Origin of the sequence: Blautia sp. NSJ-175 (assembly GCF_022867815.1) — a bacterium.
In the GTDB taxonomy this organism is placed as follows: domain Bacteria; phylum Bacillota; class Clostridia; order Lachnospirales; family Lachnospiraceae; genus Blautia; species Blautia celeris.
The window spans coordinates 454,841-473,545 of sequence record NZ_JALIFQ010000001.1; the positions used below are offsets into that span (position 1 = coordinate 454,841).

Here is an 18,705-nt window from a genome sequence, read left to right on the forward strand (position 1 = left end):
CGGGCATAGAAGAAATATTTAGAACTCTGAGTTTATATAAAACAGGAGAATTATATGGGAATTTTTCGAATGGATATGAAGAGGGCTTTTCTAAATAAGAGGTTTGTACTGATCGTTCTGGCAGCAGCGATTTTATGGTACTGGAACAGCCGGAGGTTTTTCCTGGAAATGGATGTTTTGGGGATATTCTTTGGAACAGTGGGGCGGAGTACAGTTGTATATATTACTATGGCAGTCTGTAATGGTGTTTATGGATTAAGCGTATGTGAAGATATGCAGGACCATGAAATTAAAAATATACTCTGCAGGGTTTCACTTCAAAAATATGTAATATCCAAAGTATTGGTCTGTGTTATTGGAACTATTGCAGTCTATTGCCTGGGAACTTTTTTGTACCTGGCTTTTGAATTGACCCAGTATCCGCTGGTATCAGACAGCGGCCTGGCTGTGGAAAATTTAAAAGAGATTACAACCTTTGGATTTATGCTTCCTGAGCACACAATGGGATTTATCTTTCTTCAAACGCTGGTGAATGGAATCTGCTGCAGTTGTATGGCGGCGGCATCTTTGGCTTTGTCTGCTTATATACGGGATGGATTCCTGGTATTGTGTGTACCGCCTGTCTTATTTTTTATCTTGATTTTTGTTTCCAATTATATAATAAAATTTTCTGCAGATGTGGAAAGTATGTTTTGGGTGGTCAGTACCAATCAGCCCTGTACTCTGTTCTTTCTGTATATTGCCATATTTGCACTCTGTTTTTACATAGGTTCCTGCATTTTGTTGTATTTTGGGATCAGGAGGTACGAGTATGAAGCATAGACATCGTATTCTGCGGATAACCAGATATCAGTTAATACAATTGATCCGCAATCCCAGACTATATATGATCGTTATCTGTAATTTCATATTTTTAAGTACATTGATGTCCTCCTTCCGCACATTTTTGGGAATGCATCAGTTGAAAGCAACTCCTTTTTTATTCAGCTTTTTATTTATCCATCCATCGGTTATTTTCTGTTTTCTGGCAGGGGTGGCTCTGTTGTTCAGCAATGCGCCGTTTTTTAACCGCTCCCAAATGTTTTTGACCATCAGAACCGGAAAAATCGTATGGGCAATGGGACAGATATGTTATATTGTTTTGGGCAGCGTGTTATATTTTCTTATGCTTTACCTTATGAGTTTGATTTTTCTGTTTCCCCATATTTCATTCAGAAATGAGTGGGGTAATGTTTGGAATACATTGGCACGGACAGATGCGGGACTTAACAGCGGAATCCCTTTGTTGGTGCCTGTAGATATCTTGAATCGGTTTAAGCCTATGGAGGCCCTGGGCTGGACCTGTCTGATGGGAATTTTAAATGCGGTTCTGATTGGATTGGTGTTGTTTTTCTGCAATCTGTTCCTGAGACGTGAGGCAGGGATTGCGGCGGCAATGCTGGTGCTCCTGGCTCCATACCGCCTTTCTTTTATGCCGACCCTTATTCATTATCTGGCAACCGCGGCCTGGCTGGACCCCTCGTATCTGTTTTACAGTCCCACTTACAGAGGCCCTGACGCCATACAGCAAATCCTTATTTTGGGTGTCTTGATCACCATATTGTTCCTGGGATGTATATACGGTATCCTGCACAAAGATCTTCCGGAGGTTGAAGAATGAACCATATCATAGAAGTGAAAAATGTTTACAAATCATTTAAAAATATTGAGGTTCTGCATGATGTCAGCTTGCAGGCAGATGCGGGGAGTATTTGCGGAATCATAGGAAGAAACGGCTCCGGGAAGACGGTGCTTTTTAAATGCATCTGTGGCTTTTTGCAGACAGACAGGGGTGAGATACAGATAGAAGGAAAAGCTGTGGGAAAGGACAAAAGTACCCTGTCAAATCTGGGAATCATCATAGAATCACCCGGATTTTTGAGGCATTACAGCGGTTACAAAAACCTGGAATTTTTAATGGGACTGAACGGTAAGGCTGACAGGGAAAAGATAAATGCTGTCTTAGACCTGGTGGGCCTTGCGGAGCAGAAGAATAAAAAAGTCGGCAAATATTCCATGGGGATGCGCCAGAGACTGGGAATTGCCCAGGCCATCATGGAGGAACAGAACATTTTAATTCTGGACGAGCCCATGAATGGCCTGGACAATCAGGGAGTAGAAGATATCCGTAAATTACTGCTGAAATTAAAAGAAAAAGGAACTGCCATACTGCTTGCCAGCCATAACCAGGAAGATATCCGGCAGTTGTGCGACTTCGTATACGAGATGGATTCGGGCCGTATACAGAGAAAATAGGAGAGCCGGCAAAACGGCTTTTTCAGACATGGACCGCGACTGTTTTCGTGGTCCATTTTCTTGATCTCCAGCGTATCAGATATGCGGTGCCCCGGAAAAATTCATCCATGGCAAAGGCAATCCAGCATCCCGTCAGCCCAAGCCCCATGCGGATTCCGAGAATGTAGGAAAATAGAATGCTCATGGTCCAGCAGGATATCATGGACACTGCCATGGGGTAGATCACATCACCGGCACCGCGCAGGGAATTTTCCTCCACATGGTTAAATCCTCTGCCTATCTCCACCAGTATATCGATGAGCATCAGATGCCTGCCCATGGAAATGATCTGCGGGTCTGAGGTAAAGCATCCAAGCAGTGGTTCCGCCAGCAGAAAGATCAGAAAGGACAGCATCACATTGGCGCTTATGGTCAGTTTCAGGTTCTGCAGGTTCAGACGGTATGCCTGTTCATACTTCCCCGCTCCGGCAAGCCAGCCGATCATCAGGGAGGTGGACAGCCCAAGACTCATGCCGAACACATATACATAAAAGACAATATTGGATACATAGATTTTGGTGGAAATGGCAGCAACCCCTAAAATGGCGATGATGGAGGTGGAAACCACCTGGGAGAGGTTGTAGGATATGCTGCTGATCCCGCCCGGAACTCCTACCTTCAGCATGGTCACGGCTATCTTCAGAGAGGCAGGGCTTTTCTGCCTGAAATGCAGCCCAAGAGGTATTTTCCGCAGGAAGGTAAGGATCAGGAGCAGTCCGAAAAGCTGGCTGCACACATAGGCGGCGGCAATACCGGTTACCCCTGAGACAGGAAGTTCTATAGGCCGGAAAATGACCAGATAAGCCAGTGCTGCATTCATGCCATTCATGGTCAGGGAGACACAGACAGATATCTTAGGCTTACCGTAGCTTCTGAAAATGCCGGAGATACTGGAGGTCACTGCCTGGAAAAAGGAAAACTGCACCGCGATCCGGAAATATGTGACCGCATAATCCAATACCTGTCCCTCCAGATGCATAAGGCCCAACAGGGGCTTGGCGGCCAGGGAGAGGCAGGTGCCGAGAACAAGGCTCAGGGAACCGCACAGGATAATGGAAGTGAGAGCTGCATCCGAAGCTTTTTCCGTATTTTCCGCGCCCAGATTGTGATTGATCACAATGGAGGCACCTGTGCCGATCACGGTATAAAAGGTGAGTATCATCCCCAGAAGCTGAGTGGCAGAGCCAACGGCAGCCACCGCGTTATCTGAGTAATGGGAGAGCATAAGGGTATTGATGGTGCCCATCATGTTGAGCAGCAGCATTTCTGTAAAAAACGGAACGAAAATGCGAGACAGGGTCATCGTACCCTGTGGCGTCTTCATAATGCTGAGTGTTTTGTCATAATGAAAGAATTTCATGGAATTTCCTTTCTGAAGGCCTTTGGCTGTCTGGCCGCGGGTAACGGCGCAGTCCTGTCTGTGCTCCTGTTTTTCCCTGTGTTATTTTAAGGGGGGAAGAGTCAGGACAGCCGTTTTTATATTTGCCTCCGCATCACCGGAAACGGTAATGGTCATTTCTTTTTCCTCATCTATATAGTTTACATAAATCAACAATCTGCCGTGATATACCCGTCTGAAGGCGGCGCAGTAATCTGTCACATCTGCCAGATCTCCATTTTCCAGACCCAGTATTCTGCCGTTTTCCGCATTCACATGTAAAAGTGAGGTGTCCGATAAAACAGGATTTCCCCAGGTGTCTTTCATGAGCACTTCAATCTGACGAAACGCCGGTTCCGTGGCGGAAGGAAGTGTATCCTCATAACAGTGCAGGGATATCTTACAGGCCGTGCCGGTGGTAGTCAGAGCATGGGATACTTCTGTACCGTCCGAAGCTTTTCCAAGGGCTTTCAGCGTACCGGGAACATAGGCAGTGGTGAGTATAATGGCGTCGCGGGCCGGGTCCTTTTGAAAAGTGCCCAGACATTTTTCATTCAGCCATATCTCAGCCTGAGGCAGATTCGTATAACATTTCACAAGCACTTCCTCTTCTTCCGGGTAGTTCCAGGTATCAGATACAGGAGTCCATTCCCCACGGTCTGCATCCGGACGGGCTGTGGACAGATGTACCATAGGTTTGGAGGACCAGAGGCTCTGTCTGCGGTAATAGCCCGGTTTTTCAAATCCTGCAAGGGTCAATAGCCCGGCACCGGAGCCGTGGATGGGCCAGCCTTTCGCTTCCCCCAGATAATCAATTCCGGTCCAGAGAAACTGTCCTGAGATATAGGGATTCTTTGTCACGGCTTCCCATGCTTCCAGGCTGTGTCCATTCTCGCTTCCGATGAAAGGTTTATCCGGAAACCTGCGGTGGCTTTCCTCGTAGAGATGCTCCTTGTAGTTGTATCCTGCCACATCCAGGGAATCCAGAAATCCCAGCCGGGAGGACAGTTCGGGAAAGGCAGCCGCCAGGGTGACAGGACGTGTCGTGTCAATCTCTTTTACGATTTTTGTGAGCCTCCCGGCCAGTACAGCCAGGCGTCCGGCATCCGGCCTTTTGGGATTATATTGCCGTTCCTCTGCCGGTTTATCCGCATCGTTGTTGCCGGTCATGGTGGTGAAGGAAGAGTGGCAGTAAGGGTCATTGGGGTAGTCGATCTCGTTGCCGATACTCCACATGATAATGGAAGGATGGCAGCGGTCCCGGCGTACCAGGTCCGTCAGGTCCTCTTTGTGCCACCTGGGGAAATCCAGGTAGTACCCCTGATGCTTTGGCGGATACACATTATGTCCTGTGCTCCACTTGTTTTTTGGCCCCTCCCATTCGTCGAAAGCCTCATCTATAACAAGAAATCCCATGGAATCACACAGGTCATAAAGCTCCGGCATATGGGGATTGTGGCTCATGCGGATGGCGTTGCAGCCCATATCTTTCAGTTTTTTCAGACGCCTTTCCCACACGGGTACGGGTACAGCGGCGCCCAGGCAGCCCGCGTCGTGGTGAACACAGACGCCTTTTATCAGCATGTTTTTGTCATTCAGGAAAAAGCCTGTATCCGGATCAAAACGGATGCTGCGGATGCCGACCCTGCGGCTGTCAGCCATGTACTCTTTGCCGCAGCAGGCTTCGCCGGAAACATCGTCTGCAGGGCAGAGCCGGGTTTCCAGGGTATATAGATCCGGTGAATCAGGGGACCACAGGGCGGGAGAAAGAACTTCACCTATGGCTTTGGCCCTGCATGCAGTACCGGCAGGGATGTGCATATTTACAGAGACTTCAGCCTGCATCTTATCGGCTGCGGAACTGCAGTTTTCTATAGCAGACTCTGTACTTTCAGTTTTTACCAGTCTGAACTTTGCTGTAATCTGTACATCCTGCTGTGTGTCATTTTTTATTTCACAGGAAGCGCGGAAATGAGCTTTTTGGGAAGAAACTTCAGGGGTTTCAAAGGCCATGCTCCCGGGGATCACATGTACGGGCTCCTGCACAAGGAGCTGTACTTTTCTGGTGATGCCGGAACCGGTGAACCAGCGGGAATCCGCAATATCCCTGTGGTCTGCGCAGACACAGATGACATTCTCCCGGTCAAAGCTGAACTGTTCCGTAATGTCATAAGTAAAGGAAATATATCCGTTGGGCCTGTTTCCCAGGTAATAGCTGTTGCACCAGACACGGCTGTTCTTGTAGACGCCGTCGAAGGCCAGATACAGGCGTCTGCCTTTCCAGGACTCCCGGGGCGTGATACGGAAACGGTACCATCCGATTCCTCCTGCCAGATACCCGGTCCCGCTGGAATATTCTCTGGAAAAGGGCAGGGTGACAGACCAGTCATGGGGAAGGGAAACACTCTCCCAGTCTGAATCATCATACCATGCCTGCCAGGCATCCGGGCAGTCTCCCAGGTGGAATCTGCAGTTTTTGTTTATGGGATAATATGTTGTATTCATGATAGAAATACCTCCTGATATATATTTTTGGCAACTGTTTTGTCCCCACACAGTGTCATCCTTTTGGTTCCATTTTTCTGCTAAAATATATTATAGGGAACCCGCCGGGGAAAACAATGGAATTAAGAGAGACTTATTGTAAATCAGCGACTTTTTTACGGAAAAGCATTGTAAAAATACGCGAGGTGTAGTAGAATGAAATAAATTTGAAACCGATTTCAAAAAATGGGAAAAGAGTACAGCTAAGGAGGAAAAAGCTGCATGGGGAATAGAAAAAGAGGTTATTTATTTGTACATTTCACAGGGGAATCCCCTGAGGGGGAGCAGGTGTATTTTGCACTCAGCAGGGACGGGCTGCACTGGCAGGATCTAAATGAACAAAATCCGGTGATCCGCTGGGAAGACGGGGAAAAAGGAGTCAGGGACCCGTTTATAGTAAGGTCTGTCATAGACGGAAAATTTTATATCATTGCAACGGATTTGAGGATAGCAAACGGCAAAGGCTGGACCGCGGCACAGATGGAGGGGAGTACAAAAATTGTGATCTGGTGTTCCAAGGATTTGGTACACTGGTCAGAACCTTGGACCTTTGAAACCGGTGTCCCCGGGGCAGGCTGTGCCTGGGCACCGGAGGCAGTATACGATCCGGAGAAGGAAGCCTATCTTGTGTTCTGGGCTTCCATGACAAAAGAGGCAGGCGATACCGCGCACAAACAGAGGATTTACAGCTCCTATACAAGAGATTTTAAAGTGTTCACATCACCGGAAAAATACATTGAGAGGGAGCATCATGTGATAGATACCACTATAGTGGAGGAGAATGGTGTTTTCTACCGTTTTTCAAAGGATGAGACTACGAAAAAAGTACGCATGGACAGAGGCACCAGTCTTCAGGGGGAATTTACAGAGATGGAGGCAGAGGCATTAAGTGCTTTGACGGGAGTGGAAGGCCCTGCGGCATTCCCCATGGAGGAAGAAGGAAAATGGTGCCTTATGGTGGATCAGTTTGCGGAGGGGCTGGGGTATCTTCCCCTTATCTGTACAAGTCTGGAAAAAGGCGACTTTAAGGTGGCAGAACCCGGGGACTGCCATATGGGAAATGTCTGCAAACGCCATGGTTCTGTCCTGGTTCTGGAGGAAGAAGAATATGAGCGCCTGCATACCTGTTTTGGAAACAGGGTATCTGACCGGGCAGTTACAGAATGAAACAGGGTAACTATTTGCCTGGCTGAAGGTTACAGGAAAGGAAGAATACAATATGCAGGTAAAGATTAATACAAGGGCAGAAAAGGCGGATATGCAGGACCTGTTCGGCATCTTTTTTGAGGATTTAAACCATGCGGCAGACGGAGGATTATACGCGGAACTGATCCAAAACCGGGCATTTGAATTTTGCTCTGTGGACAACCCGGACTATCACGGACTGACTGCCTGGGAGAAGATAGAAAAGGGAGGAAAGACAGAGCTTCGCGTGGAGAAGGAACATGGTCTTTTCCCCGAAAATCCGCACTATCTGGTGATGGAAATACTCGAAGAGGGAGAGGACACAGGTGTGTGTAATCACGGATTCCATCCGGGGATTTTCTATGAAAAGGGAGCATGTTATAACTTCTCCTGTTATGCCAGAAAGGAGCGGGGAGACTGTGATCGGTTAGTGATATCTCTGCGTTCCCGGACAGGGGACATATATACTTCCCAGGCCATTGATATTACGGATAAGTGGGAAAAATACCAGCTCACGTTCCGGGCTCCTTTTGATGACAGACAGGGGAGACTTGCTGTGACGGCAAAGGGCAGCGGGTGTGTGGAGCTTGATTTTGTATCCCTGTTTCCGGCACATACATATAAGAACAGAAAGAACGGTCTGCGCAGAGATCTGGTGCAGCTTTTGGAAGAAATGCATCCAAAATTTCTGCGTTTTCCGGGAGGCTGTCTGGTCCATGGCGGTTCCCTTCATGCAGGGGACAGAGATAGTCTGTACCGGTGGAAAAACACCATCGGTCCTGTGGAAAACCGTCCTTCCTGCAGAAATAACTGGGGATATAATCAGACCATGGGTCTGGGATATTATGAGTATTTTCTGCTGTGTGAGGATTTGGGCGCAAAGCCTGTTCCGGTGCTTCCGGGAGGTTATAATCCCCACACCCATGAGGCGGCTGTGGGAGATGAGCTGAAAGAATATATTCAGGATGCACTGGATCTCATTGAATTTGCCAACGGAGATGCGGAGTCATACTGGGGCAGCAGACGTGCGGCTATGGGTCATCCGGAACCGTTTCATATGGAATATATCGGCATTGGGAATGAGGAGGTGGGAGAACCGTTTTTTGAGCGGTATCCTCTTTTTCACAGGGCACTCAGGGAGAAATATCCTGAGATAAAGATCATCGGAACCAGCGGCCCGTTCGCGGCGGGAAAGGAATATGACAGAGGATGGCAGTCCGCAAGGGAGGTGGGGGCAGACCTGGTGGATGAACATTATTACCAGGCACCGGAGTGGTTTATTACGAATCACCACCGCTATGATGCATTTCCGGAAAACGGCCCCAAAGTATTTTTAGGGGAATATGCTTCTCAGGATAATACCTGGTTTCATGCATTGGCCGAAGCCTCTTATATGGTGGGGATGCAGAACGCCGCCCATGCGGTAAAAATGGCATGTTATGCGCCGCTTTTCTGCCATTTACATTATGAAAACTGGAGACCGGATATGATATGGCTGGACAACTGCACGGCAGTGCCATCGCCCAGTTATCATGTGCAGAAACTCTTCATGAACCATCACGGGGATGTGGTTCTTGCGCAGGAAATATATGAGAAAGGCCCTTCTGTAATGATGAGTCGATATCCTGACAGCCTTCCGGGCGATATTGTCCTGGAGGCCAATGAATCACGGGTGGCATTTGAGAATATTGTGATCACAGAGGAGGACACAGAAAAACAGCATACCTGCCGGGGAACCGTGCTGAGTCCTGAACGTTCCAGGGAAAAAATTACATCTGTTGACAGCCGGAATTATACCATCCGTCTCCGTGCCAGGGAGTTGAGCGGCAAAAAAGGCTTTACCATCAGTTTCGGACAACAGGATGAGAAAAACCGTGTGTTCTGGAGACTTGGCGGATGGGCCAATGAGGATTCTATAATCGGGGAGGATATAAACGGCAGGAATTCCTGTCTGGTCCAGCGCACGAGAAGCGTGGAAGCCGGAAGGAATTATGACCTGGAGATCCGTGTACGGGGCAGAAGGGTGGAGACCTATGTAGACGGCGCGGCAGAGCAGGAGACAGAGGTGTGTCCCATTGCTGCAGAGCCGGTCTATATCACCAGCAGCCGGGAGAGGGAATCAGGCGATATTATTGTAAAAATGGTAAATGTCCTGCCCCGAAAAGAGAAGGTGCAGATCTGTCTGGAGGGTGAGGAAAACAGCCGCTTTACAGGGCGTATATACAGGATAGAAGGATATCATAGGGATGACAGAAATACCTTTGAACACCCGGATCTGGTGAGACCTGATGCGGCGGAAGCTGCGTTTGACAGTCCCGTATTTGAAGTTGACATAAAACCGGAGTCTCTGTGTATTTTGAGACTTCACCGCAGACAAAACCCTGTACTTCCCGGACTTTATGCAGACCCGGATATGCTGAAATATCAAGATACCTACTATCTCTACCCCACAACAGATGGTTTTGCCAACTGGTCGGGAACACAGTTCCATGCCTTCTCATCCCGGGATATGAGGGAATGGAAAGATGAGGGCGTCATTCTGGATGCTGCCTCGGAGCAGGTTCCATGGTCGGCAGGCTCAGCATGGGCCCCGGCTGTCTTTGAAAGGGACGGTCTGTTTTACTTTTATTTCTGCGCGAAAAGGCCGGATGGAGTATCCTGTATCGGTGCTGCGATAAGCAGTTCTCCCGCATCCGGATACCGGGCACAGCCAAAACCTCTGCTGACTCCCGAAATGGTACAGGCAGCAGGTGTAAAGATGAGCCAGGTGATAGACCCATCCATTTATGAGGAGGATGGACAGGTGTACATGCTGTTCGGAAACGGCAGTCCGGCTGTTGTAAAATTAAGTGAAGACCTGCTTCATATCTGTCCGGAAACCATGAAGAATCTGGAAGGGGCAGAGGATTTCAGGGAGGCTGTGACAGTTCTGAAAAGAGGAGGCATCTATCATTTTACCTGGTCGTGTGACGATACGGGAAGTGAGGATTACCATGTAAATTACGGTATTTCCGACAGCCTTTACGGGCCTGTGAAATACCTGTATCCGGTACTGGAGAAAAGGCCGGGAGCCGGTGTGCTGGGAACAGGTCATCACTGCATTTTCAGGGAGCCGCAGGAGGATATTTATTATATGGCGTATCACCGTTTTGCCACTCCAGTCAGTGATTATCCTGAGGGCAAAGGGTATCACCGCGAGACATGTATTGACCGGGTGGAATTCGGAACGGACGGCAGAATGAAGCCGGTACAGGTACGGCCGTAGAGCTGATTTATAAGACCGGGAGATATTCAGACATACTGCTTTGACAGAATTATATTGCAGACAGCGGGCTGTAAAGAGACATGGAGGAAACAGAAGAATGCAGAAATTTTTATCAGAATCAGACTGTAAATGGCTGGAGGAGACCTTTGCAAAATTTGATATAAAGATAGAAAAGGAATGTGAAAGACTGGGAGATAAAATTCCCTACATTCCACAGAACGGACACTATGAGGAGGACTGGGGAGAAAGGGATATTGCCTGGTGGACCAACGGCTTCTGGGGCGGTATCCTGTGGCAGATGTATCACGCCACGGGGAAAGAAATCTACCGCCAAAAGGCTGAAAATGCGGAGAGACGGCTGGACCGGTCCCTGGCAGAATATGAGGGACTTTATCACGATGTGGGATTTATGTGGATGCACACAGCAGTGGCAGATTACAGGCTCACAGGGAATCATGCATCCTATATCAGAGGTCAGCATGCAGCTAATCTGCTGGCAGGAAGGTTCAATGTGCTGGGCAATTTTATCCGGGCCTGGAATGATGATAAAACCGGGTGGATGATCATAGACTGCCTGATGAATCTGTCCCTTCTCTACTGGGCTTCTGAGGAGTCAGGGGACCCTCGGTTTGAAGCTGTTGCCAGAAGACATGCGGACACGGCCATGGAGAAAATACTGCGTCCGGACGGCTCCTGTAATCACATAGCCATATTGGATCCGCTGACAGGAGAGCTTTTGGAGGCACCGGCAGGGCAGGGCTGCGCGGAGGGGTCTTCCTGGTCCAGAGGCCAGTCTTGGGCAGTCTATGGTTTTGCCATCAGCTATGCCCACACAAAGGAACAGAAATATCTGGATGCGGCAAAGCAGACAGCCCACTATTTTATTGCCAATGTCTCCCTTACGGAGTATCTTCCGCTGTGTGATTTCAGAGCGCCGGAAGAACCGCTGTATTACGATTCCACAGCAGGTGCCTGTGCGGCCTGTGGCCTTCTTGAGATAGCAAAACACGTGCCGGAGAATGAAAAAGCCCTGTATGAGAAGAGTGCTCTTCGGATTCTTAAGGCAATGGAGCAGCATTTCTGTAACTGGAATCCTGAGGAGGACGGAGTACTGGGCATGGGAAAAGTGGCGTATCATGACGAGGGAGAAAACCGTCAGGTGCCTATTATTTACGGTGATTATTTCTTTCTTGAGGCGGTGCTGCGGCTGATGGAAAAAGACTTCTGGATTTGGTAGGAGGAGAGTAATGGTAGAGAGAAAGCTGAACACAAGACAGGATTTTGCAGATCTGATGCTTACTATTTTAAAACCGCTGAAACCGTATTACAGTACAGGAAAGGCACGCCTGAACATTGGATGCACCAGTGCCCATTACCCGGATGAAAGTGCCTGGATGGAGGGATTTTCCCGCCCGCTCTGGGGACTGGCTGCTTTCTGGGCAGGGGGCGGAAGTGATGACGCATTTGAAAAAATATACAGAGAAGGTCTTGTATCCGGCACAGACCCTGCGTCTTCGGAATACTGGGAAAAATGCGGGGATTATGACCAGAAGCTGGTTGAGATGGCCGCCATTGCCTTTGCCATTTTATTTGCCCGTGAGAAAATATGGGAGCCGTTGACAGAAAAAGAGAAAAAACAGGTAAGTGTATGGCTCTGGGAGATCAACCGCAATAAATGCTGTGACTGTAACTGGCGTTTCTTTCATATTCTGGTGAATACGGCGCTTAAGAAAGTCGGAATGCCGTATGATAAGAAAGGGATGGAGGATAGCCTGGAGTTTATTGAATCCTGTTATATCGGCGGAGGATGGTATCTGGACGGTGAGAACGGGCAGGCGGATTATTATGTTCCTTTTGCCATGGAGTTTTACGGGATCGTGTATGCAATGGTCATGAAGGAGGAAGAACCGGAGCGGTGCAGGCGTTACCTGGAACGGGCAGAGGCGTTTGGAAAGGACTTTGTCTACTGGTTTGCAGAGGATGGCAGCGCCCTACCCTATGGACGTTCTCTGACCTACCGTTTTGCGCAGGCGGCTTTTTATTCCGCCTGTATCATGGCACACATTGAGCCGCTGCCGCTGCCGGTGATGAAGGGAATCATTGTCCGTCATCTGGAATACTGGATGAAACAGCCTATTTTTGACCATACAGGTCTTATGACTATCGGGTACTGTTATCCTAATCTGCAGATGACAGAGAGCTATAACTCCCCGCAGTCGCCCTATTGGGCCATGAAGATTTTTGCGTGTCTTGCCCTCCCTGAGGATGACCCCTTCTGGGCTTGTGAGGCAGCGCCGCTTCCGAAGCTGGAAGAAGAAAAATATCTGGAGAAGGCGGATATGATCATACAGAGAAGGGCGGACGGCAATGTTGTGGCACTTCCCGGGGGACGGACATTTGGGCATGTGCATGGACATACGGAGGAAAAGTATGCAAAGTTTGCTTACTCCACCAAATACGGATTCAGTGTCATGCGCTCCCCGGTAAATTTCCAGGAGGCTGCACCGGACAGTGTGCTGTCTTTTGAAGTGCTGGGGCACATATTTATTCGGGGGCAGGCCAAGAATTATGAGGTGACAAAAGAACATGTGGTTTCCGTCTGGTCCCCACTCCCGGGAATTCGTGTACAGTCTGAAATCCTTCCTGCCCGTGAGGGACATAAAAGGATACATGTGATTGAGAGTGAATATGAGTGCATAGCTTATGATGCCGGCTTTGCGCTGCCTCTGGGAGAAGAGGAGGGATGTGAGGTGCGCTGCCTGCTGGGTGGCGGAGAACCTATGCTGGTAAAGCCGGACCCGAATACGAATCTGATCCACAGTAAGACAGTGATCCCGGTTGTGAGATATGAGATTAAGAAAGGGATAAATAAGATAGAGACAGAAGTGTTGTATTAAGTTTTATTCCATAAAGCACAGCCGGGTGGTACTGACATTTCAGATGCCGGGCCTGACCATCAGATTTTCCGTGTGAACAGAAGGAGAGAAATGGATGGCCGGGCCCGGCTGCTTTATATTGGGGAGTGGGTTTGAGAAATTGTTTGGGATCTTATGTAAACTGAAAGGACAATCAGAGCATAAATTTCTGGGAATATATTTAACGACTAAAAAAGGAAAAGAAATTGTAGGTAAATGAAGAAGAAATCCATGCCAGAAACTTAGAAAAACAGATAAAGCGCAATTATTGGGAAGAAATTATAGGTAAATCAGGAAGAAGTCCAGGCTTGAAACTAAGCAAAAACAGATAAAATCCCATAACTTGAAAGAAATTATAGGTAAATCAGGAAGAAATGCAGACTTGAAACTAAGCAAAAACAGATAAAGAGCAATCACCAGGAAGAAATTATAGGTAAGTCAGGAAAAAATCCATGCCGGAAACTTAGAAAAGCAGATAAAGAGCAATCACTAGGAGGAAATTATAGGTAAACAGGAAAAAATCTATGCCGGAAACAATGAAAACACAGATAAGGCTCTACCAACCAGAAAAAATAAAATCTCATCAGCCGAAAGTACGTTTGAGTACCCCCAAAATTCAAGTCAGAATCTTAATGAAACAAATAATTTCAAAGACGGAAAGAAGTGCAGTCAAACAAAGTAGAAATCAAGGCATATGAAAAACAGGGCGGCAGCCAAACATAAAATTTAATTTTCACGTTTGACTGCTGTCCTGTTAAGCTTTAGTCTTACATAGAAACTTGATACACCGCACACCCGTGTTCAGGCAGCACAGCGTTTATTTCCTGATTTACACTCCTGCGGGTAGTTCCATCCCACAAATCGGTGAGATCCACGTCCCCATGAAATTCCTTTCCGATTTCATCCAGGCTGGCACAGACAGAAGCCTCCCTGTTGCCTAAATTAAACAGAGCAATATATAAAGTCCCTTCCTTTTCATCACAGGCAATCCAGACAGCCTTCTCTTCATCCAGACAAATTTGTCTGGGTCGGCAGGAGGGCGGCAGAAGTGCCAGAACTCTGCGGTTGGTGAGCAGGGACAGTGTCCAGTCATCCATTTTGGTCAGCTCTGCGCCCAACATGAGGGGCGAACCGAAGAGGCACCAGAGTGTCATCATGGTACGCTGCTCTTCTCTGGTGAAGTTTGTCATCCGTTCCTTTCCGAATCCTTTTCCGATCCGACCAAGGGGGAGCATGTCGCAGTCAGGATAACATCCCTCGGAAACCTGTGTCTGCCACAGTTCGCAGCGGCGGAACATATCCTTTAAGTATTTCCATTCATCCCAGAAATCATCTGTTATGCGCCACATATTGGCATATTTCTCATAATGCCATGCCCTGTCTATGAGAGCGGGGCCCGGGGAGAGGGAGAATACAATGGGGCGGCCGCAGTGTTTGATGGCATTTGCCAGCATCTCCACTTCATGGGCAGCATTATACTGGTTTTCCCGATGGGGGCTTTGGTTGCAGGTGTTGCAGATATCATCGCATTTGATAAAGTCCACCCCCCAGGAGGCATACAGTTCCAGCAGAGAATCATAGTAAGCCTGTCCTGCGGGAGAGTTATACAGTCCGTACATGTCGGGGTTCCAGGGACAGATGGAGGAGGGATTGGCAGCCATATCGGCGGTCACGTCACTCCCCTTTATTTTCATATGGTTCTGGGCTGCCATACGGGGGATTCCCCGCATGATATGAATGCCGAATTTCAGTCCCAGGCTGTGCATATATTCAGCCAGAGGGCCGAATCCCTTTCCGTCTGCAGAAGAGGGGAAACGCTCCGGGTCAGGCAGCAGGCGTGAATACTCGTCTATCTCCAGCTCCGAGAACGGGATATACTGGAACTGTTCCCTCATCGAACCGGCTTTGTGGGCATACCACTGGATATCAACCACAATATACTCCCAGCCGAAATCCTTCAGATGAGCAGCCATATAATCGGCATTGGCCTTTACCTGTTCCTCATTTACCGTTGTGTCATAATAGTCATAACTGTTCCAGCCCATAGGCGGAACCTTGGCGAAACTGTTTTTATTCATAAGAACCTCCTGATGTTGGTGATACGCGAAAACAGGTAGAAATTTGACTTCTATTGTTTCCTTTGACTTATCCTATATCAGTAATTATAATAAGAGTGTGCAAAAAACAAAAGAATAGAAATTTGATATGAAGAGGTAAATTTTTGATGGAGTACAACAGGGGTATCTTCGGTGTCCTGAATCAGGATGACATGGAAGAACAGCCGCTTGTCCTTCTGGACGGCGGTGTGGAGCGTCGGTGCGGGGAGGCATATGATTTTATAAATGACAGCAGGCCGGGGTACGAAGGCTTTCTTTTCCAGTACACGCTTTTGGGGGAGGGTGTGTATGAGAAAAACGGGTTCAGGCACACCGTAGGACGCGGCCGGGGATTTCTCATACAGTTCCCGGAAAAAAGCAGATACTTTCTGGAACATGACAGGGAAGAGCCGTGGGAGTTTCTGTATCTGCATTTTCAGGGAAACACGGCCCTGCCTTTTATAAGAAAAATAAAACACATATGTCCGGATATCATGTCCCTGGATGAGAACAGTCCCCCTGTCCGCATGGCCCTGCATTTGCAGAAGCGCCTGACAAGCGGGGAGCGTCTGCAAAAATACGAAGGCGGTGAGTTTCTGTACCGTTTTCTCTGCGCCCTTTTAAGGGAAACGGAGCATCCGGTTACGCAGAAGAAAAGCTCCTCTGTACAGAAGGCAGCGGAGATTATGGAGGAGGAGTACAGGAGGCTTGGCGGAATAGAGGAGCTGGCAGCCAGGCTGGATATCTCCCCGGCACATCTCTCAAGGGCATTCAGGGAAGAGATGGGGACAACACCTTTGGCTTATCTTACAGGGCTTCGCCTGCAGTCAGCTATGAATGACCTGCTGGGAACGGAGCACGGCATTGACAGCATTGCCAGAACAAACGGGTTTTCCAATGGGAATTACTTCGCCAAAATATTCAGAAAACATGTCGGCATAAGCCCCGGCAGTTACAGGGAGAGCAATGGCAGTAAATACAGCAGGAAAGGAATGGGAGAATGAAGAAAATGGGAATGATCTTCGGCAGTTTGATTTTTGTGCTGGCCGCCGTGCTGGCGGTCCTTGCCGTAACCGGTGCGCAGAAAAGCAGGTCACTTCAGCAGGAGATGAAGCGCATGGACAAACAGATAAGCAAAATACAGAAATCCTCCGAATCTATGGAAAAGGAGTTGGAGGAACTGAAAAAGGAAACCGAAAAGCGCGCGTTGGAGGCGGCTGAAGGAGATACCGCAGAAGCGGGCCAAAACGGGGAAACAAAAGAAGACAGCCTGTCGGCTGAAGCCGGAAAAAATGCCCGGGATGCCGATGATACAGCAGCGTTATCCGCCGCAGAACCGAGGAGTAACGGAAGAAAAGTAGCCATCGACCCCGGGCACCAGGGCCCCGGAGCAGATACAGGCGGTACAGAACCCCTTGGCCCGGGTTCTGAAGAGATGAAGGATAAATTCGCGTCAGGCACCCAGGGCGTCTACACCGGAGTTCCCGAATATGAGCTGACCCTGGCAGTCTCCAAACAGCTTCAGACAGAGCTTCAGAGCCGGGGATATGAGGTGATCATGACAAGGGAGGACAACGACACAGCCGTAAGCAATGTGGAGCGCGCGCAGATTGCCACGGAAAACGGAGCCCAGATTCTGGTCAGGATTCATGCGGACGGCAGCGAGGACAACAGCGCAAACGGTGCCATGACCATGATTCCATCTGCGGAGAACCCATATGTGGGGCAGCTTCATAAGGAGAGCAGCAGGCTGGGTGAAAATATCATCAATGCTTACTGCCAGGCAACGGGAATCAGGAACAACGGCGTAAGACTCTATGACAATATGACAGGGATCAACTGGAGCACAGTACCGGTCACCATTCTGGAGATGGGTTTCATGACCAACCAGAGCGATGACGAGAAAATGCAGGACCCTGATATGCAGAAAAATATGGTACAGGGGATTGCGGACGGTATCGATGCCTATTTCAGCCCATAACAGCAGTTTACGGCAAAGGGCTGGTACGGCCCACGGCATGAGATTTCCGAAACTGCGAGGGAGATACTTTAAAATGCTTTTTAAAGGCCCTGCTCAGATGGAATTCATCATAAAATCCAAAGTTGACGGCAGCCTCATGGAGAGTAGCCTCCGGCTGGTGCGTCAGGAAATGCCCAGCCATTTCCAGTCTGGTCTCCATCTGGTAAGCGTAGAACGTTTTTTGGCAGGCTTTCCGGAAGCGGTTGTTCAAGGTGCGGGCACAGATAAAATGCGCCTCCGCCATTTCCCCGGCAGTGTAAAAAGTCTGAGGATTTGACTGGATCTGCCTGCATACTTCCTCTACCAGCGGGTCAGAGGGCTGCCTGTCCCCGGAAACTGTATGCAGTTCTGCGATTTCACACAAAAGCAGGTTGAAAAGCAGGGAGAGGCGGCAGAGCTTTTCCGGGCTGTCTGACCAGAAGACAGATATGAGTTCCTCAAAATACATGCGGATATGCGGATGGTGCCGGCAGTGCAGCAGGGTATGGCATGGAAGAAACTTGGATGATTCCATTTCTTCCATGTCATTTTTTTCGCCTGTTTCAGCAGCCGTGGGAAGTACGTGAAAATACATGTGCCTGTTTCCGGGGTTACAGAGTTTTTCACCCCGGTGATGCCTTCCTGCGCTGAGAATCAGCAGGTCATCCCGGTGCATTTCATAGATATGCCCGTCTTCTATGATCTCCCATTCTCCATCCAGCATATAGAGAAAATCATGTTCTGCAAGAATACGGTCAGGGTGGACCATACCGTTTACAGATGTGATATAGTTGGCGCTGGTAATCCGGCGATGTGCCATTTTTTCTAAAAGCAGCATGGGACTCCCTCCTTTTTTGATGACGTTTTCCATATTATACATGTTATGTTCCTCATTGGCAATGGATATGGGAATGTAGTTTTGATACACTTACCATGACAAGAACAATACGGTACATTCCCGGGCGTGGCCAAAAATTTATTTGGGGGCC

At 48.6% G+C, this 18,705-nt stretch carries 13 protein-coding genes; 9 read left to right on the forward strand and 4 right to left on the reverse strand.

All coding sequences use genetic code 11. From position 1 onward, the window contains the following. Positions 1-54 precede the first annotated feature (54 nt). The 3 genes from MUB35_RS02105 to MUB35_RS02115 are packed head-to-tail and all read left to right on the forward strand — an operon-like array spanning position 55 to position 2,295. Positions 55-822 (forward strand): hypothetical protein, encoded by a 768-nt coding sequence (locus MUB35_RS02105; RefSeq protein WP_033141518.1) that lies wholly within the window; start codon positions 55-57, stop codon positions 820-822. Continuing rightward, positions 812-1,660, forward strand: a complete 849-nt coding sequence (locus MUB35_RS02110; protein WP_244805698.1) for a hypothetical protein — start codon at positions 812-814, stop codon at positions 1,658-1,660. Before MUB35_RS02105 ends, MUB35_RS02110 begins: the two co-directional genes overlap by 11 nt. After that, a complete protein-coding gene (locus tag MUB35_RS02115; protein WP_244805699.1) occupies positions 1,657-2,295 on the forward strand; it encodes an ABC transporter ATP-binding protein in 639 nt (212 codons plus the stop codon). The genes MUB35_RS02110 and MUB35_RS02115 overlap by 4 nt, the downstream gene beginning before the upstream one ends. A gap of 22 nt (positions 2,296-2,317) precedes the next feature. Here MUB35_RS02115 and MUB35_RS02120 read toward each other — a convergent pair whose 3' ends face one another. Beyond that, positions 2,318-3,694 carry an MATE family efflux transporter gene (locus tag MUB35_RS02120; RefSeq protein WP_244805700.1) on the reverse strand — a complete coding sequence of 459 codons (1,377 nt, stop codon included), beginning with the start codon at positions 3,692-3,694 and terminating at the stop codon, positions 2,318-2,320. 81 nt (positions 3,695-3,775) lie between these two features. Then, positions 3,776-6,217, reverse strand: a complete 2,442-nt coding sequence (locus tag MUB35_RS02125; protein WP_244805701.1) for a glycoside hydrolase family 2 TIM barrel-domain containing protein — start codon at positions 6,215-6,217, stop codon at positions 3,776-3,778. A gap of 261 nt (positions 6,218-6,478) precedes the next feature. On the opposite strand from MUB35_RS02125, the gene MUB35_RS02130 reads away from it, so the two are divergent. From MUB35_RS02130 to MUB35_RS02145, 4 genes are all read left to right on the forward strand, one after another. Beyond that, entirely contained in the window at positions 6,479-7,423 is a 945-nt protein-coding gene (locus MUB35_RS02130) for a glycoside hydrolase family 43 protein (protein ID WP_033141513.1), read from the forward strand. A 52-nt stretch (positions 7,424-7,475) separates the two neighbouring features. Continuing rightward, entirely contained in the window at positions 7,476-10,706 is a 3,231-nt protein-coding gene (locus MUB35_RS02135) for a family 43 glycosylhydrolase (RefSeq protein WP_244805702.1), read from the forward strand. Positions 10,707-10,803: 97 nt separating this feature from the next. Beyond that, complete coding sequence (locus MUB35_RS02140) at positions 10,804-11,943, forward strand: glycoside hydrolase family 88 protein (RefSeq protein WP_244805703.1); 1,140 nt, start codon at positions 10,804-10,806, stop codon at positions 11,941-11,943. Between the two features lie 10 nt (positions 11,944-11,953). Further along, on the forward strand, positions 11,954-13,603 hold the full coding sequence (locus MUB35_RS02145; RefSeq protein WP_033141510.1) for a DUF2264 domain-containing protein: 1,650 nt from the start codon (positions 11,954-11,956) through the stop codon (positions 13,601-13,603). Positions 13,604-14,388: 785 nt separating this feature from the next. Here the strand turns inward: MUB35_RS02145 and MUB35_RS02150 are convergent. Beyond that, entirely contained in the window at positions 14,389-15,699 is a 1,311-nt protein-coding gene (locus tag MUB35_RS02150; protein WP_244805704.1) for a glycoside hydrolase family 27 protein, read from the reverse strand. Positions 15,700-15,845: 146 nt separating this feature from the next. Here MUB35_RS02150 and MUB35_RS02155 point away from each other — a divergent pair, with 146 nt between their 5' ends. Then, complete coding sequence (locus MUB35_RS02155) at positions 15,846-16,721, forward strand: AraC family transcriptional regulator (RefSeq protein ID WP_103730964.1); 876 nt, start codon at positions 15,846-15,848, stop codon at positions 16,719-16,721. After that, complete coding sequence (locus MUB35_RS02160) at positions 16,718-17,698, forward strand: N-acetylmuramoyl-L-alanine amidase family protein (protein WP_103730963.1); 981 nt, start codon at positions 16,718-16,720, stop codon at positions 17,696-17,698. The genes MUB35_RS02155 and MUB35_RS02160 overlap by 4 nt, the downstream gene beginning before the upstream one ends. A 7-nt stretch (positions 17,699-17,705) precedes the next feature. Here the strand turns inward: MUB35_RS02160 and MUB35_RS02165 are convergent, their stop codons facing one another. Continuing rightward, complete coding sequence (locus MUB35_RS02165) at positions 17,706-18,554, reverse strand: helix-turn-helix domain-containing protein (protein ID WP_158587250.1); 849 nt, start codon at positions 18,552-18,554, stop codon at positions 17,706-17,708. Positions 18,555-18,705: the final 151 nt, after the last annotated feature.

Excerpts from the sequence above, each read along its gene's own strand:
- MUB35_RS02130 (WP_033141513.1), top strand. The coding sequence starts at position 6,479 with ATGGGGAATAGAAAAAGAGGTTATTTATTTGTACATTTCACAGGGGAA.
- MUB35_RS02145 (WP_033141510.1), top strand. The coding sequence starts at position 11,954 with ATGGTAGAGAGAAAGCTGAACACAAGACAGGATTTTGCAGATCTGATG.
- MUB35_RS02105 (WP_033141518.1), top strand. The coding sequence starts at position 55 with ATGGGAATTTTTCGAATGGATATGAAGAGGGCTTTTCTAAATAAGAGG.
- MUB35_RS02125 (WP_244805701.1), bottom strand. The coding sequence starts at position 6,217 with ATGAATACAACATATTATCCCATAAACAAAAACTGCAGATTCCACCTG.
- MUB35_RS02155 (WP_103730964.1), top strand. The coding sequence starts at position 15,846 with ATGGAGTACAACAGGGGTATCTTCGGTGTCCTGAATCAGGATGACATG.
- MUB35_RS02110 (WP_244805698.1), top strand. The coding sequence starts at position 812 with ATGAAGCATAGACATCGTATTCTGCGGATAACCAGATATCAGTTAATA.
- MUB35_RS02140 (WP_244805703.1), top strand. The coding sequence starts at position 10,804 with ATGCAGAAATTTTTATCAGAATCAGACTGTAAATGGCTGGAGGAGACC.
- MUB35_RS02160 (WP_103730963.1), top strand. The coding sequence starts at position 16,718 with ATGAAGAAAATGGGAATGATCTTCGGCAGTTTGATTTTTGTGCTGGCC.
- MUB35_RS02135 (WP_244805702.1), top strand. The coding sequence starts at position 7,476 with ATGCAGGTAAAGATTAATACAAGGGCAGAAAAGGCGGATATGCAGGAC.
- MUB35_RS02115 (WP_244805699.1), top strand. The coding sequence starts at position 1,657 with ATGAACCATATCATAGAAGTGAAAAATGTTTACAAATCATTTAAAAAT.
- MUB35_RS02150 (WP_244805704.1), bottom strand. The coding sequence starts at position 15,699 with ATGAATAAAAACAGTTTCGCCAAGGTTCCGCCTATGGGCTGGAACAGT.
- MUB35_RS02120 (WP_244805700.1), bottom strand. The coding sequence starts at position 3,694 with ATGAAATTCTTTCATTATGACAAAACACTCAGCATTATGAAGACGCCA.
- MUB35_RS02165 (WP_158587250.1), bottom strand. The coding sequence starts at position 18,554 with ATGCTGCTTTTAGAAAAAATGGCACATCGCCGGATTACCAGCGCCAAC.